The following is a 22,848-nucleotide window of genomic DNA, read 5'->3' as shown; positions in this document are numbered from 1 at the left end:
CTCAGGTGGGCTCCGGGCGGTGGAGACCGCGCCGGGGCCCACCATCGCGAACGAGCGCGGCCGATGGGGGCCGGGGCGCGTGGAGCTCGGGACGCGGGGGCTAGCGGCTCTGATCGTCCAGGAGCTCGCGCGCCTTTCGGTGCAGCAGAGGCGCGATGGTCGGGTCGTCGCCGCGCTCGATGCGCAGCAGCAGCCGGGTGATGACGAACAGTTGCGCTCGTATCCCGTCGGGGGTGTCGAGCAGGTCGGCGAACGCCCGACGCACCCGTTCAGCGGTCTCGGGGTGGGTGAGGCTGTGGCAGTACAGCGTGGCGGCGTCCAGACCGGCCGGGCCGCTCCCCCACAGTTCCCAGTCCAGGACGCCCAGGTCGGGGCCGAGCAGGTTGTTCCAGTGCAGGTCGCCGTGGGCGGTCGTCCAACGGGTGACGGTCGGATCGATGGCGTCGCCGAAGAACACCAGCAGGCGCCGGGTGATGGTCTCCTGGTCGACGGCGACCCGATCCGTGTCCTGTTCGGCCAGGCGGTCGAGAGCGTCGCGTAGATCGCTCCACCAGAGTTCTCCCGCCTCGGGCCGCCCGTGCAGGAAGCGCGTGGTCGAGAGGACGTCCCCGGGAAGCAGGGTGGCGGCCTCGGCACGAACTCGGCGGGGAGGGTCGTCCCACTCGGTGACCTCGACGACCTCGGGCCGCGGCACCCCACTGAGCGCGTCGGCGTCGGAGTTACCGGTCCAGGCCCGACCAGAGGCCCAGGCGGGGAACTCGGTGGTGACCCGCACCCACAGGTCACCGTGCGGACCGCGTCCGGGAGCGCCGATGGTGCGATCCCGCCACCCGAACACCGGCTCCCCGACCAGAGTCAGACCGAACCCCTCGGCCGCCTGGACGAGCAGGTTCCGCATGTGGTCACGATGACGTTGGCCGGCGAGCTCCTGAGCTGTGGTCATGGGTCGACGATATGACGCGGGTGGCGACCCGAGTGGGACCTACGGCGACGCCGGTGGCGAGGTGGTGCTGGCCTCGCTTCGTGGGGTGAGAGCTGTGGGTGGTCGGGTGGGATGAGGGATCCCCGCATGCGCGGGGAGCAGGACGCGCCGTCCTGGCGTCTGACCTCAACATCGGGTCCATCCCCGCGTGCGCAAGGTTCAGGGTCCGTCCTACATGTCCGGCTACTTCGGGGGCTTGGAGTCCCGCGCCTCGTGCATCCATGCCAACGGCGACCGGTCCAACGCCAGTTTCGCGAGCCTCTGCGCGCCGTCGGTCTTCAACGCCGCGAGAGACGTGTCGATCCACGCCTGTGTGTCCGTCCCCTGCTCCCGGTACTCCACGGCCTGGAGAAGGCATTCGAGCTTGTCGGCGTCCTTCGCGCATCGCGCCTCCGCCGACTCCTTGGCCTCGTACTCCGCTTCCGCACCACCGATCAACCGCGCGAGACCCTCCGGCATCCCCGCTGTCTGATCCGCGGTCACCTCCGCGTTGCTGGAGGCCTTCAGGTACCGCTTCCCGATGTAGGGGATGTCCGTCAGCCGAGTCTCCTGAGTGTCGTGGAACAGGGCCAGGAACGCGGCGCGCTCTGGGTTCGCGCCTTCGAGCTCCGCGATGACGGCCGCCGTGAGGGCGGTGCGGTGCGAGTGGTCCGCTATCGACTCCGGGTCAGGGACACCGGCAACGACCCAGCCGGTCCGCTTGTAGCGTTTGAGGAGACCGGCCTCGTACAGGTAGTCCAGTGCCCGCACGTCCTGCTGCTCGCCCATTCTGGAAACCCTTCCAGCGCCGTTGAACCGTGCGAAGAGCGTAAGACACCTCTTCGAGTTCGCGCTTCGACCGGGGCGAGATCGTGCCCTCCGAAAGCATCCGGGCCACCGACCTCATCAGGTCGTCCGCGATCCTCTTCGTTGGCATACCTGGCTTACGGATGAGGGGTAGGGACTGTCATGAACGTGGACAGGAGTGAGGTCCAACCCCGCGTGCGCGGGGAGCACCCCACGACCAAGGCGACCGAGGGCCACGACGAGGGTCCATCCCCGCGTGCGCGGGGAGCAGTGCGGGTTCTCGTCCAGGTACGCGGTCACGTAGGGTCCATCCCCGCGTGCGCAGGGAGCAGCCATGAGGGCTCCTTCGTGTTTCGTGCGTGCTGGGTCCATCCCCGCGTGCGCGGGGAGCAGACATGGCGCACCAGCACGGTCTCCTGGGGCTCGGGTCCATCCCCGCGTGCGCGGGGAGCAGGGCCAGAAGCGCGCCAACGAGACGCCCTTCGAGGGTCCATCCCCGCGTGCGCGGGGAGCAGGGTGTCGCACCGGATCTGGTAGAACGTGCGGCGGGTCCATCCCCGCGTGCGCGGGGAGCAGCTTTCTGACCTGCAACGCTATCCCGGCCGACCCGTCATTTCTGCATGTTGTCGAGAAACAGACAAAACCGACACCCCTCGCCCTCCCGTTCGAAGCCGACCGCGTTCAGGCCAACGCCGTGGTCAGGAACGATCCTCCAGATAGCGATAGAGCGCGGTACGGATGAAGGGCGGCATCAGCAGGGTGTCGAGAAGATCGGGGGCGACCCAGGCGAGCTTGACCCCCTCGGTCAGCGGCAGGGCCTCGGCGTCTCCGTCCCACACTCCGGCGTAGAAGGTGAGAAGCCGCCCGGACCCGTGAACATCGGGGACCTCGAACAGCTCGACCAAGTCCTCGACGACCAACCCGGCCTCCTCGTCCAGTTCGCGCACGATCGTCTGACGTGGGCTCTCACCCGGATCGCACCCACCGCCCAGCACCGACCAATGACCGGGCCAGGCGATCTGAGGAAGGTCATCGCGCAGATGCAGCAGGAGGTCTCCGCGGGCGTTGGCGATGATGGCCACCGCGCCACGAGACCGGTCGTCGACTCGCATGCGGCCACAGTAGACGTCTTCCGTCGGCCGCCGGAAGACGAACGGGTGCGCCGAGCACAGGTGTGAGCACCGCTCCGATCGTCATCCGGAGAATGCGGTGGCCGTCGATCACGGGGGTGAACGACGCTCGCAGACTCGGCAGGTCCAAAGTGAATCGCCAAGGCTTCGGAAAATCCGACTTTCTGACTGTAGGATTAAGACAAGGTGCCGCCGGTTGGGGAAGCGGCGCAGCACGACAGAGAGGTCCTCGAAAGTGAAGGACACGAAGAAGAGACGTCGACGTTCGGTGATGCGTCGTAAGAACCAGCTCACTCTGCCTCGGGAGGTCACCGAGGCGCTGCACATCCGTGAAGGCGACGAGGTCGAATTCGAGATCGGTGAGGACGGTCAGGTCGTACTGCGCGGCATGACCGTGGTCCCGGCCGATCAGGCCTGGTTCTGGGACCGGGAGTGGCAGCAGGGTGAACGGGAGGCCAGTGAGCAGATCGCCGCCGGTCGGACCGAGGAGTTCGAGGACGCGGAGTCGATGTTCGACGCTCTTGAACAGGAGCGCTGAAGATCCGTTGGCCACGTTCGCTACCACCCCCCGCTTCAAGGCGGACTTCAAGAAACTGACCAGGGAGCAGGTCACGCGCTTTCGGCGCGTGGTCACGGGCGAGTTCGCGCCCGATGTACAGAAAGGGGAGTTCCGCCCCAGCCTTCGGGTCAAGGGCGTCCAGGGCGCTCCGGGTGTCTACGAGATGACTTGGGCACCTGATGGTCGAGCCACATGGGAGTACGGAGACGAACGCTTCCCAGGCAAGCCGCACGTGATCTGGCGTCGGGTCGGCACTCACACCATCTTCAGCCCGGGCCCTCCCTGAGCTCGAAACGTAAGGAGATCTGAGTGGGTGTACCCACTCAGATCTCCTCAGGTCATGTCGAAGACCCGTGCCCGGACCTCCGAGCCGCCAGGACGTCCGGACACTCCCTCCCCCTCTCCGGTCCGAGTGGGCCGTCCCCGCTCAAGCGTGATATCCCTCGACCATGTCCATCTCCTCGCTTCAGCTCGCCCTGGCCGACTTCGCGCGGCGGCGGGACTGGGAACAGTTCCACACCCCCAAGAACCTGGCCATGGCGCTGGCCGGTGAGGCGGGCGAGCTCGCCGCCGAGTTCCAGTGGCTGACCCCCGAACAATCCCAGACGGTCATGGAGGACCCCGCCAAGGCCGAGGCCGTACGCCAGGAGATGGCCGACGTCCTCTCCTACCTCCTGCGCCTGGCGACCGTCCTGGACGTGGACCTCGAACAGGCCCTGAAGGACAAGATCGACCTCAACGACACCAGGTACCCCGTCGACCGCGCCTACGGCACGGCCACCAAGTACACCGACCTCGACCGGTAGGAACAGTTTCCCGTCCGGGCTCGCCCGCTACTTCTCACAGCGCGTGGATGCCTCCGCGACACCACTCCGGCACGAAGCAGGTGGACGTTCCGCCTTCAGACCTGCGGCCGCGCCGGCACGGAACGGCCGGGGGCCGAGACACGTGTGTCGAACCTGGTACTGGCCAAGGCGCGCTCGGCCATCGTGATCAACTCCAGCACCTCACGGGCCAGGTAGGCGGTCGCGCCGCGCGGACCGGGGCACGCCGGAGGCCACACTGGACTGCCAGTGCTCCTCTTCCCATGTGGCCATCGGTGCTTTCCTTTCACAGAAATACGATCCATTAAAGTATAAAGCTTTAAACTTTAATAGATGAGTGCTCTGTTCAAGGATTTCCCCTCACAGGAACCGACGATCTCAAGACTCTGCTGAAAGAGACCTGTCATAGGGAAGAGACCGACCGGTAGGAACAGCTTCCCGACCGGAAGGCCCCGCGCCCACGGCACAGGCGGTCACTCGGACGGGCTCGCGTCCCTCTCCTTCCCCCCCTCTTCCTCATCGTCGACGGGGCCCAGGTCGACGATGAGGTGCTCGGACATCGCCCTCAGAGCGAAGGGGACCACGGGCACGGCGAGAAGCAGCCAGGCACCGGCCTCCGGTCCCAGGATCAGAGCCGGGGCCAGGCCCACGATCGACGTACCGACCGCGGCCAGGGTCGCCACCGGTCGGGGCAGGAAGAACCCGCCCCTGCGGAACAGGTAGGGGACGGTCAGGACCACGAGGAACACGGCCAGACCGGCCACCAGGAGCGGCGTTCGAACCGGATTCGTGTCCTGAGAGGTCAGCGCGCCCAACAGCAGCGCCTCGGGAACGAGGAACGCTGCGCAGGCACAGATGACGTGGAGTCTGACCCTCCTGTAGTAGCTCTTGTACCTGGAGCGGAACCACAGGTTCGACCACCCACGCCCCATGAACCTGCTGTCGGTGTGTTCCAAGCATGAGGAGAGGAGCAGCATCGCGTCCTCGTCCCCCTTCATGGCGAGGCCTCTCACCTCCGCGATGGCCTCTTGGTGGCGCTCTCTCATGTGGAGAAACCACCCCAGGTTCACACGCGGCCCCGGTTGATCGGGGGCCGCCTCCGCTGCGGCACGCCATAGTCGTTCCGCGTCGTCCCACCGTTCATGGAAGTACATGATCGGTCCGAGGACCTCGGCGATCTCGACGATCAGCTCCGCTCGCTCCGTTTCGGGAACACTCTGACGAAGCCGCTCGGCCTCATCATGATCTCCGTCCTGGAACATCAGCTCGGCCAGAGCCCAGGTGGCGAGGGCATAGCCGTTCGCCGAAGCCTCCCCGAGGCGACCCACGGCCTCCTCTCGGTCTGCGTATCGGAGCAGGTGGATGCCGAGTTCGTGCATCTGCCAAGCGCCCCCGGCCTCGGCCGCCGCCCGGTACCACTTCTCGGCCTCATCGGGGTCTTTCTCACGCTCGGCGTACAGCGCCGCCAGGGTCATGGCCCTGACGTCTCCGCCCTCTGCCGCCCGTAGGAACCACGGCCGGGCCTCCTCATAGCGCTTGCGGAGGAACAGGTAGAGGGCGAGCATGCTCATACCGTCGAGGTTCCCGTGCTCGGCGGATCTGCGTAGGATGCCGATGTTCTCGTCCGTGGGCCCCTCATCCCAGTAGTGGAGCGCGACGTAGTAGTGGGCGGTGCCCGCGTCAATGTCCAGTGCCAGGTCGAACGCCAGTCTGGTCATGTCGGTGTGCCCCCTCCTCCCCGCGATGACGGCCGCCCGGACCAGCTCATCGACGGGGAGCGGTCGCAGCGCCCGTACGCAGTACTCCTTCCGGTCATGGGCCACGGCCCGCATGCCGTAGGAGATGCGATCGGTGACCTCTCGAAGCCGTCCCTCGGCGGCCTCCCACACCTGTTCGGGGATCTCCTCCTCATCGAATCGGTGCGCCGTCTCCAGGAGGTAGTAGTAGGGGTCCCACAGGCCGGGCCCGGTGTCGTCCGGAACGAGCAGGCGGGCGACTCCGTACCGTAGCTCGCTCACCCAACGCCAGGCCTCCTCCAACGGTTCGGGGTCGGTGTCCTCCCTCAGATAGAGGTGGTGCAGCTCCTCCAACAGCTCTCGTGACAGCGGCCTCCACAGCCCGGTCTTACGCAGATCGAGCGCCGCGGCCACCAGGGCGTACCCCCTGGGGTGACCGTCGTCGCCGGGTTCGCGGGCCACACGCCAGTCCCGCAATACCTGGGGGCCCGCCACCAGATACTCGGCGACGCGTGGGCTCCCCTCCTGCGCGGTCAAAGCCGCCTCCAAGCGCTCATCCTTCGCCTCGGAGACCCGATCGACCTCGTCCGCCGTCCAGACCTGCCCGATCGGCAGAGGGTCGGCGGCCCTGAGCAGGCGGACGGTGTCGCTCGTCCCATCGACCCGATCGAACTGTGCCTTGAGCGCCTTGTTGTTGATGGTGGCCACCACGGTGACCCGGGCCTCGATCAGCCGGTTCAGGAGGGACAGGTTCACGGAGTCGCGGGACAGATAGCGGTTGAGGTCGTCCAACCACAGCACCAGACCCGACCGAAGCCGACGGGTCCCGGCCAGCGCGGGGAGTCCGCTCAGATCGGCGTTCTCGGCCGGGGCCAGGAAGGTGTGGCGGGGCAGCTCCGCCCGAACGGCCTCGAACGCGGCACGGGTCTTCCCCACGCTGGAGGGTCCGGTGACCAGTACGAACCCTCCCCGCTTCGCGTCCCGGATCCTCGCGCGGAGTTCCCGGTCCGTCTCCCTGAGCACGTACGGCGGGAGAGGTGGGAGCCCCTCACTCTGTCTGGTGGGGTGCACCCCGACCGTCTCGGGCGCCGTGTCCCCGCACCGGGGCCATTCGTGCACGGGAGGGAGCGGGACGGTCTCGTCCGGCCGCTGTTGGTGAAGGTGGATCTCCCCGAACTGGTCACGCATCTGGATGACCAGCCCACCGTGGACGTCCCTCATCGAGTTGGAGACGGAGCGATCCGAGGAACCGTCGAGCATGGTGGCTTCTCCTGGCCGGGGGGCGGGGACCCTTACGAGTATGCTGACGCGCTCCCGAACACGCGATCCCGGCCCGTACGCGGTCGGAAGGGTCGTCGGGTCTCATCTCGAACGCCCGCGGCCACCTGCTCGCCGGCCGCGGAGGCCCGGGTGATCTACTCGGACCATGAGCATCAGCACCACCTTGAACAAGGTGAGCGCGCACGACGCCCCGGCGCTCGCCGAGTTTCTCCAGGTCGTGGACCTGACCCTCAGTGGACTCGACTCCCCCACCGTCCGCCTGTGGGTCGAGCGTGACGACGACGGCGCGATCATCGCCAGTACCGGCTACGAGATCGGCGACGACCGCGCCCACGCGCTCATCAGAAGCGTCGCGGTCCACCCCGCGCACCGTTCCTCCGGCAAGGGGAGCGCCCTCGCCCGGTTCGCCTTCGAGAAGGCCGCGGAGGAGGGCGCCTCCACCGCCTGGCTGTTCAGCCGCCGCTCCGGCCCCTTCTGGCGGAGCCTGGGCTGCGCGCCGGCCGACCGGTACGAACTCGCGAACGTCCTGAGCGAGACCCACCAGGTACGGCTGTTCAAGGAGACCGGGCAGCTCGACCGCGAGGTCGCCTGGTCCCGGCCCCTGACCTGAGCCACCGTTCTCAAGGGACTCGACCGGGCGCCGAGCGGCCGGCTCTTCCGGACCCCTCCCTCGGGCATCTGAAAACACGTGGAGTGCCGGGACGGGCACTGTTACCGTCGGCGAAACCCGCACGGCCCGAGCACGGGTCCCGACGGAAGCGGTCCGGCCATGACCACGTCCCCCCGACACGAGACCCCGGGTCCTTCCACCTCCGAGCCCGCCACCCCCACGGCCTCCCCCGGCGACGGCAGGGTCTCCCTCCTCGCCCGGCTGGGCGTCTACACGAGCCTGTCCACCCTGGCCGACTTCGTCTACGGCGCCGTCTTCGTCACCGTCATCCTCGCCCGTGGCGCCGACCCGTGGATGGTGGGCGCGATCATCGCGGCGGGACAGGTCATCGGGCTGTTGATGGAGGCCCCGAGCGGTGCCCTGGGCGACCGGTACGGACACCGTCGTCTGCTGACGGTCGGCCTCGTGTTCTGGGGCGTCGGGCTCCTCACCATCGGTATGGCCTCGGGCCTGGTCCTGACCCTGGTGGGCATGTGTCTGGGCCACGTCGGTGCCTCGCTGAAGTCCGGCACCCTGAGCGCGATCCTGGTCAACCGGGTCGGCACGACGGACCGCACCGCCCGTATCGAGCGGATCGTCCGGATCTCCGCGGTCTCCACGCGGCTGGGTTCGGTCCTGGGCGCGGCCTCGGTGATGATCGCCGGCACGTGGCTGTCCGCCGGTCCCCTGGTGGCCGTGGGCGGCGTCCTGCTCCTGGTCCTGGCCCTGCTCGCGCCGAAGTGCTTCCCCACCACGCCGGTCGACCCGGACCGTCGGGTCGGCGCGATCCTCGTGGAGTCGGTGGTCCTGGTCGCCTCGCGCCGTTTCCTCCCGCTGGTACTGCTCGCGTCCGCGCTGATGGTCGCGACCATGCTCCTCGTGGTCGCCTGGCAGCCCCTGTTGGCCGCCGAGTACGGCGGCGAGGACGTGCGGCTGAACGGTCTGGTCCTGCTGGTGATGAGCCTGGCCCTGATGGCCGGCGCCGCCTGCGCGCGCTGGGTGGACCGGGACCGCCCCCATCTGTGGGGGCCGGTGGTGGCGAGCGGTATCGCCCTCCCCCTGCTCTTGGCCGCCTATGACGTGATCCCGCTGGTGGTGGGGCTGGTGCTCGCCGAGTTCCTGATCGGTCTGGGCGGTGTGCTGTCGGGGGTGTGGAGCCAGCTCATGTTCACCGACGCGAACCGGAACACGATGTTCTCGGCGGTGACGGTGGTGACCCTGTTCGGCGCCGCGGTCACGACCGGCTCGTTCGGGCTGCTGTGGGACCTGTGGAGCATCCCCACCGCCGTCGCCCTGCTGTCCGTGCTCGCGCTGGTGGTGGCGATGGCCTCGCTGGTCCTGTCCCGACTGGTCCCCGAGTCCATCGACTTCACCTGGGCGGTGCGGCGGAACGCGGAGGCCGAGGAGCTCGACGTGGAGAACGGTGAGCGCTCCGAGGACACGCGTTCTCGGGAGGAGTCGCCGAAGGGCCCCTGACCCTCGACCTGTTAGCCTGCGCCCGAATCGACCTGGGGGGAACGAGTGACCATGGACCTGTCCGAACTCCTGCGGGAACGCCCGATCGTCCAGGCGCCGATGGCCGGAGGGGCGTCGACCTCCGAGCTGGTGACGGCGGTGGACAGCGCGGGCGGGCTGGGTTCGCTGGCCGCCGGCTACCTGGGCGTCGAGGCGTTGGCCCGGCGGATGAAGGAGGTCCGGGGCGCGGGCACGACCGTGTTCGGGGTGAACGTGTTCGTCCCCTCCGAGGCCGCCGCCCCCGAGTCGGTGACGGAGGCCTACCGCGCCACGCTCTCCTCGGACGCGCTCCGTTACGGCGTGGAGGTGGGCGAGGCCCTGTACGACGATGACGGCTGGGCCGCCAAGATCGACCTGCTCGTCCAGGCCCGGGTGCCGGTCGTGAGCTTCACCTTCGGCTGCCCGTCGGCGGAGGTACTGGCCGGGTTCCGGGAGGCGGGGTCGGCGACGATCGTCACCGTCACCACGGTGGCCGAGGCCCGGACCGCCGTGGAGCGCGGCGCGGACGGGGTGTGCGTTCAGGGGCTGGAGGCCGGCGGTCACCGGGCCACCTTCGACCCGAAGCGTGCGGACGACCGCCCGCTGCTGGAGCTGCTGCCGGAGGTGGTGGCCGCGGTGGACGTGCCGGTGATCGCCGCCGGCGGGATCATGGACGGTTCCGACGTCGCCGCGGTGTTGGCCGCCGGTGCCGCCGCGGCGCAGTCGGGCACGGCGTTCCTGCGCTGCCCCGAGAGCGGCGCGCAGCCGCTGCACAAGGCGGCGTTGGCCGGGTCCGACTTCGCGGAGACCTCGCTGACGCGGGCCTTCACCGGTCGTCCGGCCCGTGGGCTGACCAACCGGTTCATGGCCGAGCACCGGGACGCGCCCGACGCCTACCCCGAGGTGCACCACATGACGAAGCCGCTGCGCGCGGCGGCCGCCCGGATGGCCGACCCGCAGGGCATGGCGCTGTGGGCGGGCACCGGTTTCGCGCGCTCGCGGGAGCTGTCGGCGGGCGAGCTGGTGTCGACGCTGCGGGCCGAGGCCGTGGAGGCGGGCGCCCGTATCTGAGTGCCGCGCGCCCGCCCCCGGTCAGCGGGCGTGGTCCTCGGTGAGCGCGATCAGCCCGTGGGGCAGGTCGACGCGCCAGCACGCCTTGTCGTGTCCGCCGTTGTACTCGGTGAAGTCCGCGAAGTCGCCGGGAAGTCCGAGTTCCCGGCCGCGTTCGATCAGGGCCTCGTGGACGCGGCCGTTGGCGCCCAGGAGCGCCCATTCGTGCAGGCCGGCGCTGAGGTGGACGTGTTCGGGCAGTGCGTCGGCCTCGCGCACCAGACGCACCGTGCGTTCGGTCTCTCCCCCGGTGACGGCGGGGTTGGGCCACCAGTAGGAGCCGGACTGGGACAGCACCCGTCCGAAGCGTCCGGGCCGGCGCAGCGCCGCGTAGAGGGCGGTGAGTCCGCCCAGGCTCTGGCCGGCGATGAGCGTGCGGCCGGGGTCGTCGGTGACGGGGTGGAGCTCACCGAGCCAGGGCAGGAGTTCGGTGTCGAGGAAGTCGACGAAGAGGTCGTGGCAGGCCAGCTCCCTGGTGCGGGTGGCCTGGTCGAGTGAGTCGACCATGACCGTGAGCATCGGTGGCAGGGTGCCGTCGGCGATCAGGCCGTCGAGCAGCGGGGCCAGGGGCAGGTCGTGCCAGGTCCGTCCGTCGAGGAGGATCGCGACGGTCCAGGTGCCGTCGACCGGTTCCCGTGCCGGTCGGTGGATCCAGACGTCGCGGGTGTTGCCGAGCCGCTCGGAGGCGAGGGTGCGCCGGGTGAGGGTTCCGCGCGGGGCGTCGGGGTCGTGCCGGAGTCGGGGCGGCGCCTCGGGTAGGGAGACCACCGAGTGGTGGGCGTCCAGCGCTTCGCGGGCGCGGGGGTCGGGGCGGGCGTGGGCGAGGGCGTCGAACCATCGGGCGACGGCGGGCCGGTCCTCGGGGTCGGAGAGGGCCAGGGCGCGTTCGCGGCGCGTGCGGGTGGTGGCCGACAGGGCGTTCTCGGGGGCGGGCGTGCCGTCGGCGGGGACGGGGGCGACGCTGTAGGAGGCCCGCCAGTCCGAGCGCATCAGGTAGGTGAGGTGCCACACGTCGGTGCCGGGGATCCGCTCCATGCGGTTGCGCTCGTAGGAGTCGGCGGCGGCGATCCGGTCGGCGGTGAGGATGACGTCGGCGAGCTCGTCGCCGCCGCGCCAGAGGAAGGTGGCGGTGCGTCGGCCCTGGTCGTCGCGTTCTCCGACGATCGGTGTGCCGGTCCGTTCGACCCGTTCCCAGAAGGCCTCGGTGTCCGTGTCCCCCTCGGCGGCGGCCCGTTCGAGGTCGGTGATGAGCGGCGAGACGCCTCGCGGAGGACGGGTGGCGCGCTTGAGACGGGGCGGGACGGTCATGAGGGTCGGGTTCACATCGCGTGACATTGACATAAGGATAGCCTTACCTAAATATTGCTCCCATGAAGCTAACGCACTCCAGATCCACGCTGGTCACCGGGGCCTGCTCCGGCGCCCTCGCCCTACTCGTGCTCGCCGCCTGCGGGACCGACCCCGGCGACACCGACAGCCCCTCCACCACCGAGGGTGAGGCCTCCGGCACCCGGACCGTGGAGCACGTGTTCGGCGAGACCGAGATCCCCGCCGACCCCGCCAACGTGGTCTCGGTGAGCGTCACCAGCACCGCGGTGCTTCTGAGCCTCGACATCCCCGTCACCGCCTCCTCCACCACCAGCCCCTCCGCCCTCACCGACGACAACGGTTTCTTCGCCCAGTGGGCCGAGGTCGCCGTCGAACGCGGCGTCGAGCCCCTGCCCGGCCCCGAGGTCTCCCTGGAGGCGGTCGGCGCCGCCGCCCCCGACCTGATCGTGGGCAACGGCTTCGGCGCCGACGCCATCGACCAGGACACCTACGAGACGCTGTCGGAGATCGCGCCCACCGTGGTCTACGGCGAGTCCGACACCCCCTGGACCGAGCTCACCGAGCAATACGCCGAGGCCTTCGACCGCGGCGACCGGGCCGACGAGATCGCCGAGGAGTACGAACACCTCGTGGCGGAGACCTCCGAGGCCCTGTCCGCCGAGGAGGACGTGGTGGTGCTCACCGGCACCCCGGACGGGTTCAACGTCTTCACCTCCGAGTCCGCGCAGGGCCGCCTGATCGACGAGCTCGGTCTGACCCTGCACGAGATGCCCGAGGACCTCGCCGCCTCGGGGAACCAGGGCGGGCCCGAGCGGGCGGACATCGTGCGCCTGTCCCCCGAGCGCGCCTCCGACTTCGGCGACAGCACGCTGCTGTTCGTGAACACCCAGGGCGAGGAGCCGGCCGACTACGCCGAGACCGCGCCGATCCTGGAGAGCACCCCGGCCTACGAGGAGGGACGCGCCTTCACGCTGGGCGCGGAGGCCTTCCGGCTGGACTACTACAGCGTTCCGCTGATCGCCGACCGGCTGGTGGAACTCCTGGGTTGATCGCGCGGCCCCGAGCCGACCCCAGGGCTCGGGGCCGCCACGATCACGGCGATGGCCAAGGATCCGGTCGGGGCCTTTCCGCCTCCAGGGGGCGCCGATTCGTGGGGCCCCCGACCTTCGGGAACACCCTCCGGAACCCCTCTCCGGGCACGTCACAGGGCGGGCGCTCGACTCGGGCCGATCCCGCCCCGATCTCCCCTTACCTACCTGTTGGTAACGATTGAAACCGGCAGGTCGTGAGGCCTGGAACACGTGACGCGGCACACTCTATGGTTCCGCCATGGGTGTATTGCGGAAAAATGTCCTACTTCGTGTCCTTTTGTGGTTTATAGCGACGATCGCCGTGCTGGCCCTCATCGCCTCCCTCCTGGGGGTGTGGGCGGTACGCCGGTCCTTCCCGACCACGGACGGAGAGCTCTCCCTCCCCGCCCTGGGCTCCCCCGTCACCGTGCTGCGCGACGAGTACGGGGTCGCGAACATCTACGCGGACGACGCCGAGGACCTCTTCGTCGCCCAGGGCTTCACCCACGCGCAGGACCGCTTCTGGGAGATGGACTTCCGCCGTCACGTCACGGCCGGGCGCACCGCGGAACTCTTCGGTGAGGCCCAGGTCGAGACCGACGTCTACCTGCGCACCATGGGCTGGCGCCGGGTCGCCGAGCAGGAGTACGACCTCCTCGACGAGGACTCTCGGAGCTACCTCGACGCCTACGCCGCCGGGGTGAACGCCTGGCTCGACCAGAACGACGGGCTCTCCGCGAGCCTGGAGTACGGTCTGCTCGGCATCACCGCCGACGACTACGACATCGAGCCGTGGACCCCCACCGACAGCCTCGCCTGGCTCAAGGCCATGGCCTGGGACCTGGGCGGCAACCTCCAGGAGGAGACCGACCGCGCCCTGCTGCTCGCCAACGGTCTCGACCGCGACCTGATCGAGGAGCTGTACCCGGCCTACCCGACCGAGCGGCACGTCCCGATCACCGACACCGACGAGCACGACGGCGCCGCCCCCGACGCCGACCTGGCCTCAGCCCCCGAGCTTCCCGACGAGGCCCTCGACGCGCTCGCGAACCTGTCCGGCGTCCAGGACACCATCCCCGACCTCATCGGCCCCTCCGGCCACCCCGACCTGGGCTCCAACTCCTGGGTGGTCTCCGGCGAGCACACCGACACCGGTTCCCCGCTCCTGACCAACGACCCCCACCTCGGGGCCTCCATGCCCTCCACCTGGCATCAGATCGGCCTCCACTGCACCGAGGTGAGCGAGGCCTGCCCCTTCGACGTGAGCGGCTTCGGCTTCTCCGGGCTGCCCGGCGTGATCATCGGCCAGAACGACTCCATCGCCTGGGGCTTCACCAACCTCAACCCCGACGTCATGGACCTGTACCTCGAGCGGATCGAGGGCGACGAGTACGTGGTCGACGGCGAGAAGCGCCCGTTGGAGATCATCGAGGACACCATCGAGGTCGCCGGCGGCGAGGACGTCGACATCACCATCCGCGCCACCCACCACGGGCCGATCATGTCCGACACCGGGCTCGGCGCGAACCTGGCCACCATCGGCGAGAACCCCTCCGAGGGCGACGACGCCCCCTACGCGGTCTCCCTCAGCTGGACCGCGCTCCAGCCAGGGGCCACCGCCGACGCCATCTTCGCCATGAACCGCGCCCGCGACTGGGACGAGTTCCGGGCCGGCGCCTCCCGCTTCGAGGTCCCCGCGCAGAACCTCGTCTACGCGGACGAGGAGGGCAACATCGGCTACCAGGCGCCCGGCCGGGTGCCGGTGCGCGGCGAGGGCGACGGCCGTTGGCCCGCCCCGGGCTGGGACTCCGACTACGACTGGGATGAGGAGTACCTGCCCTTCGACGAGCTGCCCAGCGTGCTCAACCCCGAGTCCGGGTTCATCGTCACCGCCAACCAGTCGGTCGTCGACGAGGACTACGAGCACTTCCTCACCACCGACTGGGACTACGGCTACCGGAGTCAGCGGATCAACGACCTGTTGGCGGAGCGGATCGCCGCCGGTCCGGTCACCGTCCAGGACATGGAGGACGTGATGATGGACTCGCGCCACGAGGCCGCGGTCGACATCACCCCCTACCTGTTGGACGTCGAGGTCGACGGGGTCACCGCGAAGGCCCAGGAGGAGCTGGCCGACTGGGACCACGTCAACGACACCGACTCGGCGGGCGCCGCCTTCTACAACGCCACCTGGCGCCACCTGCTGCCGCTGCTCTTCGACGAGCTGGGCGACGTGGACATGAACACCGGTTCGCGCGGCATGTACGTGGTGGGCCTGCTGCTGGAGGACCCCGAGTCCTCCTGGTGGGAGGGTGAGAAGGCCGACGGCCGCGAGGAGGTGCTCGCCACCGCCATGGACGAGGCCGCCGAGGAGCTCACCGACCTGCTCGGCGACACCCCCGCCGACTGGCGTTGGGGCGATCTGCACACCCTCACCGCCACCCACGAGTCCTTCGGCAGCTCCGGGATCGCCCCGGTGGAGTGGCTGTTCAACCGCGGCCCGGTGGAGAGCTCCGGCGGTTCGAGCATCGTCAACGCGACCGGCTGGAACGCGACCGAGGGGTACGGCATCACCACCGTCCCGTCCATGCGCATGGTCGCGAACCTGGCCGACCGGGACGCCTCCACCTGGATCCACCTCACCGGTAACTCCGGGCACGCCTTCCACCCCAACTACGACGACCAGTTGGAGCTGTGGGCCGAGGGCTCCTCGCTGCCGTGGGCGGTGACCGAGGAGGCCGTCCGCGAGGCGAGCACGGACGAACTCACCCTCACCCCCTGACCGGTCCTTGAGGCGCGCGGCCCCGGATGGTGTAACGCCATCCGGGGCCGTCGGCGTTTCAGCACCGCGTTCTCCCCGCCCGGAGGTGGCCACGTGCCGGGGTAACGATGCCCATGTTCTTCTGCGTTACACCGGACCGGTCTCACAACGGGAAGGAGACCCCGGTCAGCTCTTCGGACAGATCCCACAGCCGGCGGGCGGCCTCGGCGTCCCGAGCGGCGGAGGAGCGACTCGACGGGCCGGGCGCGCCGTTCATGAACAGACCCGTGGGGCCTGCGAAGAAGGCGCCGGGCACGTCCTGGGTGGCGGCGTGGATCGTGGGCAGGGCGCCGTGCGCGGCGCTCTGCGCGACGACCTTGTTCAGCACCCCCATGGCCCGGTCCTCCAGCGCGTTCCCGGTACGCCCCTGAAGGTTGGTGGCCGCGTAACCGGGGTGGGCCGCCACGGCCAGCACCGGCGATCCGACCTCGTCGAGTCGGCGCTGCAACTCCAGGGTGAAGAGCAGGTTGGCCAGCTTCGACTGCCCGTACGCCCGGTAGGGGGTGTACCCCTTCTCCAGGTTCACGTCGTCGAAGTGGATACCGCGCGAGAGCCGGTGCAGCCCGGAGGAGACGGTGACCACCCGCCCGGTGACGTGTTCCAGCAGCAGATTGGTGAGGGCGAAGTGGCCCAGGTGGTTGACGCCGAACTGGGTCTCGAAGCCGTCCTCGGTGGTGGACTTCGGGACCGCCATGAGCCCGGCGTTGTTGATCAGGAGTTCGAGGTCGCCCTTCCACCCCTCCGCGAAGGCGCGCACCGAGGCCAGGTCGGCGAGGTCGAGACGGCGGACCTCGGTCCCGCCCTCGATCGACCGGGCGGCGGCCTCCCCCTTCCCGGTGTCGCGCACGGCCAGGACCACACGGGCCCCGAGCCAGGCCAGGACCTTGGCGGTCTCCAGGCCGAGGCCGCTGTTGGCCCCGGTGATGACGGCGGTGCGACCGTTGAGGTCGGGCATGGAGATCTTCTCGGCGCTCATCTCCTCAACGTTAGGGCGGTCACCCGAAGATCGTCGACCCTCTCGACGGGACGCGTCGGACCGGTCCCCGAGAACCCGCCGCCCGGGAGCGTGCCCCCGGAAAGGACGAGGCCCGGCCCTCATGAGGAGAGGACCGGGCCGAAGCGGTGGTGGGCGGCCGAGGTCAGGCGGTGCTGAGGGAGAGCTTCACCGCGAACCCCAGGAACAGGGCGCCCGCCACCGAGGTCGCTCCGGCGGAGAGACGCCGACGCCGGGAGAAGGCCGCCGCCAGCCGGGTGCCGCTGAAGATCAGGGCGGACAGGTACAGGAAGCTGACCAGCTGCAACAGCAGACCCAGGACCAGGAAGGACAGCGCCGGGTAGGCGTAGTTCGGGTCGACGAACTGCACGAAGAAGGAGATCAGGAACAGGATCACCTTCGGGTTGAACAGCGAGACCACCAGCGCCCGTCGGTAGGGCCGCTCTCCGGTGCTCGGCGCCGGGGCGGCGTCGGCGGCGCGCTGCTCCTCGGCCCGCTGATGCCGGGAGGTCCACATGGCGTGGGCGGTGCGCAGCATCCCGATCGCCATCCACACCAGGTAGGCGGCGCCCACGAACTTGACGACCGCGAAGATCAGCGGGTTGGTGCCCAACAGCGTGGCGGCGCCCGCGGCGGCGAGGATCATGAGCACGGCGTCGCCGGTGAAGACCCCCGCGGCGGCCGTGTACCCGGCCCGGGTGCCGCTGCGCGCGGCCACGGAGAGCACGTAGATCGAGTTGGGCCCCGGGAGGAGCACGATGAGGATGAGACCGGCCAGGTAGGTGGGCAGGTCGATGATGCCGAGCATGATCGCAGTGTTCCACCCGGTGAACGGCGTCCACCACCCTGTTCGTGGGTGGTGAGCCCCACTCCGCGGTATCGGACGTCCGGGGCGGGGGCTCCCCGCCCCGGACGGTTCCGTCCGCTTCCGTCGGGCTCCTACCGAGGGACCAGTCGTTCCAGGACGGGGGCGCCGCCGCGCTCCCACTCGTCACGGGTCACCGCGTAGTAGTGCATGTCCCACAGTCGACCGCGGAAGAAGGTGTGGTCGCGCAGGGTCACCTCGCTCCGGAGGGAGGACAGGGCCGCCCCGAAGCGGGCGATGCTCGCCTCGGTGCTCTCGATGTACACGCGCCGGATGTGGTCCCACCGGGCGAACCCGTAGTTGGCCAGCAGGAGCATCGCCTCGGCCCCCTCACCGTAGGAGAGCATCTCCGTGTTCATCGAGATGCCCATCTTCAGGTGGCCGGCCGGGTCGCGGTCCCGCAGGCTTCCGAAGCCCACGAACCTGCCGTTGGAGCGCAGGCAGATCGCGAAGAGGGTGAAGTCCTCCTGTACCGCCATCTCGAAACCGCTGCGGAAGTCGTCGAGGGCGGGCAGCGTCTCCAGCCCCGCGCGCAGCAGGCTGTCGTACAGGTCGTCGGCGCTGTCCGGAGTGGCGGTCCGGAACACGACGCGCCGGGTCTCCAGGTGTGGAACAAGCAACAGGTTCTCCCGATGTTCGTTGGTGGTGCTCTCCGAAGGGGACGCCCACGACCGAGGCGTTTCGGAGACGGCACGACCCGTGTCAGGCGGTGGGCACCGGATCGTCCGGCCGGACGCCCCCCATGACGAGCTCCTCGACCCGCCGGGCGAACTCCGCCGGCGTGGGTGTGCCCAGCATCCGTTCGCGCAGCAGGCCCGCCCCTCGACGGAACCCCGAGCCGGCCAGGAGCGACCGGAGGGCCTCCCGCGTCCTCGCGGGCGTCACGTCCTCACCGGAGAGCTCGATGGAGGCGCCCTGGGCGGCGAGTCGCCCGGCCAGGACCCGCTCGTCGAACTGGTACTTGGGCATGACCAGGTCCGAGATGATCAGCTGCGGAACGCCGAGCGACATCGCGGTCAGACAGGTGCCGGCGCCGCCGTGGTGGACGACCGCGTCGCAGGTCTCCAACAGGGGTTGCATGGGCACGTGCGAGAAGATCCGGACGTTGTCGGGCAACGTCCTCAGTTCCTCGCTCTGTTCGTCCGGCAGGGTCGCGATGATCTCCACGTCCAGCTCGGCCAGAGCCGCCAGGAAGTCGCCCAGATGGTGGTTGCCGTCGAAACGCTCCATGCTCGACGACCCCATGGTCACGCACACACGGGGATGGTCGGGCCGAGAACGCAGCCAGGCGGGCACCCGCGCCGCGCCGTTGAAGGGAACGTACCGGATCGGTCGACGGGACGTCCTCGTCCCCAGGTCCAGCTGGACCTCCTCGGGGAAGGGGTCGAGCGTGACCTGGCCGTGGACCAGCGATTCGCCGAACTCGACGCCGTAGCGGGCCGCCCGGCCCGCGAGCCAGCGCGCCAGGTTGTCCCTCTCCCACGCCTGCTCGGGGTCGGGGGTCCTGTCCTCGATCTCGATGCGCATCTGCGTCAGTACGTCCATGCCCCAGAGGAAACGGGCATGAGAGGCGCCCGCGGCCTCGGCCGCGATGCCGCCCGCGTAGGTCTTGGGCTCCCAGATCACCAGGTCGGGCCCCCACTGACGGCACAGGGCGACCAGGTCGTCGAGCATCAGGTCGTTGACCATCCGCAGCCAGTAGTTCACGACGCCGCCGTACAGCTCCAGCAGCTCGTCGGTGTCCATACCGTCGAGGTCGACGGTCACGCCCAGGCCCGCGCCGGCCTCACCGTCGACGTGCTGGCTCTCCAACGCCTTGAAGGCCCGCAGATACTGTTCGAGGGCGTAGGGAGGACCCACCGCGCAGAACGGCAGACCCGTCTCGACGACGGCCTCGCGCAGGTCCGGCTGGCTCGCCACCCGGACGTCGTGGCCGGCGGACCGCAGTGCCCAGGCGAGGGGGACCATGCTGAGCATGTGCGTCTTCTCGGCCTGGGTCACGAAGAGGATGCGCATCCGGCATCTCGCTTTCTATGCTCGTCCGTCCACCGCCGCCGGCGGTGGACGCTCTTCACCAGAGGCCGTGCAGGCAGGCCAGCAACGTACGCGCCTCGATGGTGAGGTAACCACCGTGGCGGACGAGTTCGGTGAGCTGTCCCACCGTCGCCCAGCAGTGACCCTCCGGCGCCCGGTCGGGCAGGATCCCACCAGCGTCGATCACCCTGTAGCGGGTCCGTGCCGCACGGAACCGGCCCCCCTCCTCGGAGAGCACGACGTCGCGCCGGACCCGCTCGGGGTCGTCGAGCGCGAGCGCCTCGGCGAACCCCTCGGGAAGCCCGGGGTCCTCCTCCGGCGAACGCAGACGCACCGTGGGACCGAACTCCACCATGTCCGCCAGCCCGGGTTCGGCCCGGGTCGCGAGCAGTACGTGGAGCACCCCGCCGATGTCCTTGGTCAGGAACACCGCCGTGTGGACGTCGTGAGGTTCCAGGAGGGGCTGGGTCCATCGACCCACCTCTCGCCCCTCGGCCCGCACGTCGACGGCCATCACCCGGAACTCCCGGCGGGCGTCGTCCACGATCTCCTCGTCGGTGATCGACCACCCCTCGACCTCGGTCAACGGAACGAGCCGCCGGTCCCGGGTACAGGCGACCTTGACGTCGGTGAGCAGGCCGACGATCCCGGCCAGCGTGTTCGCCGCCGCGGGATCGTCGTCCTTCACGTGGTACGAGCGTCGCAGTGCCCGGACGAAGGCGTCGTCGGGCTCGCCCGGGCCCGGTTCCTCGGCGGGTGCCAAGGGCAGGCAGGCCAGCACGGTCCGGGCGTCCATGTTGATCACGTCGTCGGTGGCCATCAGCCGGTTGATCTGCGCGAGCGTCAGCCAGCGGAAACCCTCCCGCTCCTCGACGTCACCCTCGACCTCGACCACCATGTTCCGGTTGCGCTTGCGCCAGAACCACTCGCCCTGCTCGGACTGGAGGACGTCGACCAGGACGCGTTCGCGGGGCGCGGAGCGGAAGTGCTCCACGTAGGGGGTGGCGCGCCCGTTGTGCACGCCGATGTAGTTGCTCCTCGTCGCCTGGACGGTCGGCGACAGTTGTCGGACGTTGAGGTTGCCGGGCTCGAACTTCGCCTGCATCAGGAAGTGCGGCGTCCCCCCGATGTCCTTCATCAGGAGACCGAGGATGCCCACCTCCGGCTGGTCGATGATCGGCTGGGTGATGACACCGTCGTCGGTGTCGATCCTCAGCCCTTCGATCGAGAAGAACCGGCCGCTGTCGTGGACCAGGTTCCCCTTGTCGTCGAAGCCCCATCCCCGCATCCGGTCGAAGGGGATCGGGGCGACCTCGAAGGCGTCCTCACGCGGTAGCCCCGTCCACCACTCCCAGATCTCGTCGTCCGTGCTCTGGGAGGTTCCGTGGCCGGAGGCCGACCCGGTGAAACGAGCGGCGTCCCTCCCGGTCACAGGGATTCCACGGTCGTACGCAGGGCCTCGATGATCTCGGCCTGCTTGGACTCGCCCAGGGAGGGGAACATCGGCAGCGAGAAGATCTCGCCGGCGACCTCCTCCGTGTGCGGCAGGTCCCCCTTCCCATAGCCGAAGCGGGAGAAGCCCGTCATCGTGTGCACCGGCCACGGGTAGCTGATGTTCAGGGAGATGTCATAGGCCTTCATGGCCTCGATGATGCGGTCGCGCTCCGGGTGCCGGACCACGTACAGGTAGTACGAGTGCTCGTTGTACCCGACGGTCTCGGGCAGGATGAGCCCGCTGTCGAGCAGGTCCTTCAGGCTCTCGTCGTACCTGGCCGCGATGGCGCGGCGAGCCTCGATGTAGCCGTCGAGACGGGTGAGCTTACGGCGCAGGATCTCGGCGTGGACCTGGTCGAGGCGGCTGTTCTGGCCCCCCTGCTCCACGACGTAGTACTGCTGCTCGTCCATCCCGTAGTAGCGCAGCCGGCGCAGTCGCGCGTCGATCTCCGGGTCGTCGGTGATGGTCGCGCCCGCGTGGCCGTAAGCGCCCAGGACCTTGGTCGGGTAGAAGGAGAAGGCGCCCGCCTGCCCCATCGAACCGGCGATCCGACCCTTGTAGCGCGCGCCGTGGGCCTGGGCGCAGTCCTCGAGCACGGGGATGTCGTGAGCGGCGGCCAAGGCCTGGAGGGGATCCATGTCGACGCACTGCCCGTACAGGTGGACGGGCAGGATGCACCTGGTGCGCGGGGTGATCGCCGCCTCCACCAGGTCGACGTCCATCAGATAGGTCTTCGGGTCGATGTCGACGAAGACCGGTACGGCACCGACCATGTCGATCGCCAGAACGGTCGGCGCGGCGGTGTTGGAGACGGTGATGACCTCGTCCCCGGGGGAGACGCCGAGCGCTCTCAGCGCCAGCACGATCGCGTTCGTGCCGTTGTCCACACCGGCGCAGTGCGCGACACCGTGGTAGTCCGCGAAGTCCCGCTCGAAGGCCTCGGCGAAGGGACCCCACACCAGTTGACCGGACTTGAAGACGGTGTCCACCGCGTCGAGCAGGTCTTCCCGCTCCTGCGCGTACTCCTCCAGGTAACCCCAGACGTACGTGGTCAAGATCCTCACCCTTTTCCTTGAACGGTCGAATCGCTCAGTTGTTCTACTGGGCTTCGGCCTTCTCCACCACCGAGGTCAGCGCGTGTTGCGCGGCGGTGTCGAGAGTGGTACCGATCCAATCCACCAGTTCCATGCCGGAGCTCTCGGCCGCCTTCTGCCAATGCTCCTTACGGGAACCCCTCACGTTCACCTGCACGGAGGAGATCTGAGCGGGTGTACGTTTCGCTCCGGCCTGGGTCCGTCTCCGAAGTTCGTTCCTCGACCATCCCTCGGCCTCGGCCTGGGAGAGCCAGTGCTCCTGCTCCTCCAAAGAGAGGCCGGCGACTTCGGCGTGATGCTGCATACTCAGCTTCTCGCGCCGACGCTCGGGAACGAATTTGCGCGCCACCCACGCGTAGTTGCGCAGTGTCTGATAGTCCAGAGAGGTAGCCGCGATGGCACACTTGTAGCGGTTCGGATAGTTTTCCTGGCCGTAGACCAGCCAGTCACCCAGCCACCATCCCGAGGAATCGGAGATCACGAATATGTGATGCCCGATGGCCTCCCAATCGTCGATCGGCATCCCGGTGGGGAGCAGGAGTGTCGTCCTGCGTGTGGTCACTCCCCGCATGGCGATTCGACCGTTACGCCGCGA

20 protein-coding genes and 1 CRISPR repeat array are annotated in these 22,848 nt (G+C 69.2%); of the genes, 7 read left to right on the top strand and 13 right to left on the bottom strand.

Going from position 1 to position 22,848, the window contains the following annotated elements; genetic code table 11:
* Positions 1-100: 100 nt before the first annotated feature.
* The 3 genes from U9J66_RS09125 to U9J66_RS09115 all read right to left on the bottom strand — a co-directional run bounded on the left by U9J66_RS09125 (position 101) and on the right by U9J66_RS09115 (position 2,880).
* On the bottom strand, positions 101-943 hold the full coding sequence (locus U9J66_RS09125) for a phosphotransferase (protein WP_161110734.1): 843 nt from the start codon (positions 941-943) through the stop codon (positions 101-103).
* Between the two features lie 222 nt (positions 944-1,165).
* Positions 1,166-1,750, bottom strand: a complete 585-nt coding sequence (locus tag U9J66_RS09120) for an HD domain-containing protein (RefSeq protein WP_017533203.1) — start codon at positions 1,748-1,750, stop codon at positions 1,166-1,168.
* A 199-nt stretch (positions 1,751-1,949) separates the two neighbouring features.
* Positions 1,950-2,344: direct repeats of the CRISPR family, unit length 29 nt; unit sequence GGGTCCATCCCCGCGTGCGCGGGGAGCAG.
* Between the two features lie 122 nt (positions 2,345-2,466).
* A complete protein-coding gene (locus U9J66_RS09115; RefSeq protein WP_017533202.1) occupies positions 2,467-2,880 on the bottom strand; it encodes an NUDIX domain-containing protein in 414 nt (137 codons plus the stop codon).
* A 289-nt stretch (positions 2,881-3,169) separates the two neighbouring features.
* On the opposite strand from U9J66_RS09115, the gene U9J66_RS09110 reads away from it, so the two are divergent.
* Together U9J66_RS09110 and U9J66_RS09105 are read left to right on the top strand one after the other, a co-directional pair.
* Entirely contained in the window at positions 3,170-3,436 is a 267-nt protein-coding gene (locus tag U9J66_RS09110) for an AbrB/MazE/SpoVT family DNA-binding domain-containing protein (RefSeq protein ID WP_017533201.1), read from the top strand.
* Positions 3,437-3,906: 470 nt separating this feature from the next.
* Complete coding sequence (locus U9J66_RS09105) at positions 3,907-4,263, top strand: nucleotide pyrophosphohydrolase (protein ID WP_017533200.1); 357 nt, start codon at positions 3,907-3,909, stop codon at positions 4,261-4,263.
* A 95-nt stretch (positions 4,264-4,358) separates the two neighbouring features.
* Here U9J66_RS09105 and U9J66_RS09100 read toward each other — a convergent pair whose 3' ends face one another.
* Positions 4,359-4,520, bottom strand: coding sequence for a hypothetical protein (locus tag U9J66_RS09100; protein ID WP_017533199.1), 162 nt, complete (start codon positions 4,518-4,520; stop codon positions 4,359-4,361).
* A gap of 234 nt (positions 4,521-4,754) precedes the next feature.
* Positions 4,755-7,277: a tetratricopeptide repeat protein gene (locus tag U9J66_RS09095; RefSeq protein ID WP_042283823.1), complete on the bottom strand. Its 2,523-nt coding sequence runs from the start codon at positions 7,275-7,277 to the stop codon at positions 4,755-4,757.
* A 166-nt stretch (positions 7,278-7,443) separates the two neighbouring features.
* Between U9J66_RS09095 and U9J66_RS09090 the strand changes: the two genes are divergently transcribed.
* The 3 genes from U9J66_RS09090 to U9J66_RS09080 all read left to right on the top strand — a co-directional run bounded on the left by U9J66_RS09090 (position 7,444) and on the right by U9J66_RS09080 (position 10,512).
* Positions 7,444-7,908 carry a GNAT family N-acetyltransferase gene (locus U9J66_RS09090; RefSeq protein WP_017533198.1) on the top strand — a complete coding sequence of 155 codons (465 nt, stop codon included), beginning with the start codon at positions 7,444-7,446 and terminating at the stop codon, positions 7,906-7,908.
* Between the two features lie 159 nt (positions 7,909-8,067).
* Entirely contained in the window at positions 8,068-9,423 is a 1,356-nt protein-coding gene (locus tag U9J66_RS09085; RefSeq protein ID WP_017533197.1) for an MFS transporter, read from the top strand.
* A 51-nt stretch (positions 9,424-9,474) separates the two neighbouring features.
* Positions 9,475-10,512, top strand: a complete 1,038-nt coding sequence (locus U9J66_RS09080; protein ID WP_326337493.1) for a nitronate monooxygenase — start codon at positions 9,475-9,477, stop codon at positions 10,510-10,512.
* A gap of 21 nt (positions 10,513-10,533) precedes the next feature.
* Here U9J66_RS09080 and fes read toward each other — a convergent pair whose 3' ends face one another.
* Positions 10,534-11,886, bottom strand: coding sequence for an enterochelin esterase (gene fes, locus U9J66_RS09075; protein WP_042283816.1), 1,353 nt, complete (start codon positions 11,884-11,886; stop codon positions 10,534-10,536).
* Between the two features lie 35 nt (positions 11,887-11,921).
* Between fes and fepB the strand changes: the two genes are divergently transcribed.
* Both fepB and U9J66_RS09065 read left to right on the top strand, forming a co-directional pair.
* A complete protein-coding gene (gene fepB / locus U9J66_RS09070) occupies positions 11,922-12,929 on the top strand; it encodes a Fe2+-enterobactin ABC transporter substrate-binding protein (protein WP_014910508.1) in 1,008 nt (335 codons plus the stop codon).
* Between the two features lie 343 nt (positions 12,930-13,272).
* On the top strand, positions 13,273-15,732 hold the full coding sequence (locus U9J66_RS09065) for a penicillin acylase family protein (RefSeq protein ID WP_326337492.1): 2,460 nt from the start codon (positions 13,273-13,275) through the stop codon (positions 15,730-15,732).
* A 142-nt stretch (positions 15,733-15,874) separates the two neighbouring features.
* On the opposite strand, the gene U9J66_RS09060 is transcribed toward U9J66_RS09065, so the two are convergent.
* The 7 genes from U9J66_RS09060 to U9J66_RS09030 all read right to left on the bottom strand — a co-directional run bounded on the left by U9J66_RS09060 (position 15,875) and on the right by U9J66_RS09030 (position 22,824).
* Positions 15,875-16,747 (bottom strand): oxidoreductase, encoded by an 873-nt coding sequence (locus U9J66_RS09060; RefSeq protein WP_326337491.1) that lies wholly within the window; start codon positions 16,745-16,747, stop codon positions 15,875-15,877.
* A 163-nt stretch (positions 16,748-16,910) separates the two neighbouring features.
* A complete protein-coding gene (gene leuE, locus U9J66_RS09055) occupies positions 16,911-17,573 on the bottom strand; it encodes a leucine efflux protein LeuE (RefSeq protein WP_326337490.1) in 663 nt (220 codons plus the stop codon).
* 131 nt (positions 17,574-17,704) lie between these two features.
* A complete protein-coding gene (locus tag U9J66_RS09050) occupies positions 17,705-18,250 on the bottom strand; it encodes a GNAT family N-acetyltransferase (protein WP_014913033.1) in 546 nt (181 codons plus the stop codon).
* A gap of 82 nt (positions 18,251-18,332) precedes the next feature.
* Entirely contained in the window at positions 18,333-19,646 is a 1,314-nt protein-coding gene (locus U9J66_RS09045; protein ID WP_014912016.1) for a nucleotide disphospho-sugar-binding domain-containing protein, read from the bottom strand.
* A gap of 55 nt (positions 19,647-19,701) precedes the next feature.
* A complete protein-coding gene (locus tag U9J66_RS09040) occupies positions 19,702-21,096 on the bottom strand; it encodes an NDP-hexose 2,3-dehydratase family protein (protein ID WP_014911243.1) in 1,395 nt (464 codons plus the stop codon).
* Entirely contained in the window at positions 21,093-22,214 is a 1,122-nt protein-coding gene (locus U9J66_RS09035) for a DegT/DnrJ/EryC1/StrS family aminotransferase (RefSeq protein ID WP_014911770.1), read from the bottom strand. Before U9J66_RS09035 ends, U9J66_RS09040 begins: the two co-directional genes overlap by 4 nt.
* Positions 22,215-22,257: 43 nt before the next feature.
* Positions 22,258-22,824, bottom strand: a complete 567-nt coding sequence (locus tag U9J66_RS09030; protein ID WP_014910516.1) for an LmbU family transcriptional regulator — start codon at positions 22,822-22,824, stop codon at positions 22,258-22,260.
* Between the last annotated feature and the right edge of the window lie 24 nt (positions 22,825-22,848).

It is taken from the genome of Nocardiopsis sp. LDBS1602 (genome assembly GCF_035818715.1).
GTDB lineage: Bacteria > Actinomycetota > Actinomycetes > Streptosporangiales > Streptosporangiaceae > Nocardiopsis > Nocardiopsis alba.
The sequence above is the reverse complement of the archived record's forward strand: the minus strand, read 5'-3'. Positions and strand labels throughout refer to the sequence as shown.

Bases quoted from the DNA above. Each gene is read 5' to 3' on its own strand.
- U9J66_RS09120 (WP_017533203.1), bottom strand. From the start codon at position 1,750: ATGGGCGAGCAGCAGGACGTGCGGGCACTGGACTACCTGTACGAGGCC.
- U9J66_RS09115 (WP_017533202.1), bottom strand. From the start codon at position 2,880: ATGCGAGTCGACGACCGGTCTCGTGGCGCGGTGGCCATCATCGCCAAC.
- U9J66_RS09045 (WP_014912016.1), bottom strand. From the start codon at position 19,646: ATGCGCATCCTCTTCGTGACCCAGGCCGAGAAGACGCACATGCTCAGC.
- U9J66_RS09105 (WP_017533200.1), top strand. From the start codon at position 3,907: ATGTCCATCTCCTCGCTTCAGCTCGCCCTGGCCGACTTCGCGCGGCGG.
- U9J66_RS09095 (WP_042283823.1), bottom strand. From the start codon at position 7,277: ATGCTCGACGGTTCCTCGGATCGCTCCGTCTCCAACTCGATGAGGGAC.
- U9J66_RS09060 (WP_326337491.1), bottom strand. From the start codon at position 16,747: ATGAGCGCCGAGAAGATCTCCATGCCCGACCTCAACGGTCGCACCGCC.
- fepB (WP_014910508.1), top strand. From the start codon at position 11,922: ATGAAGCTAACGCACTCCAGATCCACGCTGGTCACCGGGGCCTGCTCC.
- U9J66_RS09030 (WP_014910516.1), bottom strand. From the start codon at position 22,824: ATGCGGGGAGTGACCACACGCAGGACGACACTCCTGCTCCCCACCGGG.
- U9J66_RS09125 (WP_161110734.1), bottom strand. From the start codon at position 943: ATGACCACAGCTCAGGAGCTCGCCGGCCAACGTCATCGTGACCACATG.
- leuE (WP_326337490.1), bottom strand. From the start codon at position 17,573: ATGCTCGGCATCATCGACCTGCCCACCTACCTGGCCGGTCTCATCCTC.
- U9J66_RS09090 (WP_017533198.1), top strand. From the start codon at position 7,444: ATGAGCATCAGCACCACCTTGAACAAGGTGAGCGCGCACGACGCCCCG.
- U9J66_RS09085 (WP_017533197.1), top strand. From the start codon at position 8,068: ATGACCACGTCCCCCCGACACGAGACCCCGGGTCCTTCCACCTCCGAG.
- U9J66_RS09080 (WP_326337493.1), top strand. From the start codon at position 9,475: ATGGACCTGTCCGAACTCCTGCGGGAACGCCCGATCGTCCAGGCGCCG.
- fes (WP_042283816.1), bottom strand. From the start codon at position 11,886: ATGTCACGCGATGTGAACCCGACCCTCATGACCGTCCCGCCCCGTCTC.
- U9J66_RS09110 (WP_017533201.1), top strand. From the start codon at position 3,170: ATGCGTCGTAAGAACCAGCTCACTCTGCCTCGGGAGGTCACCGAGGCG.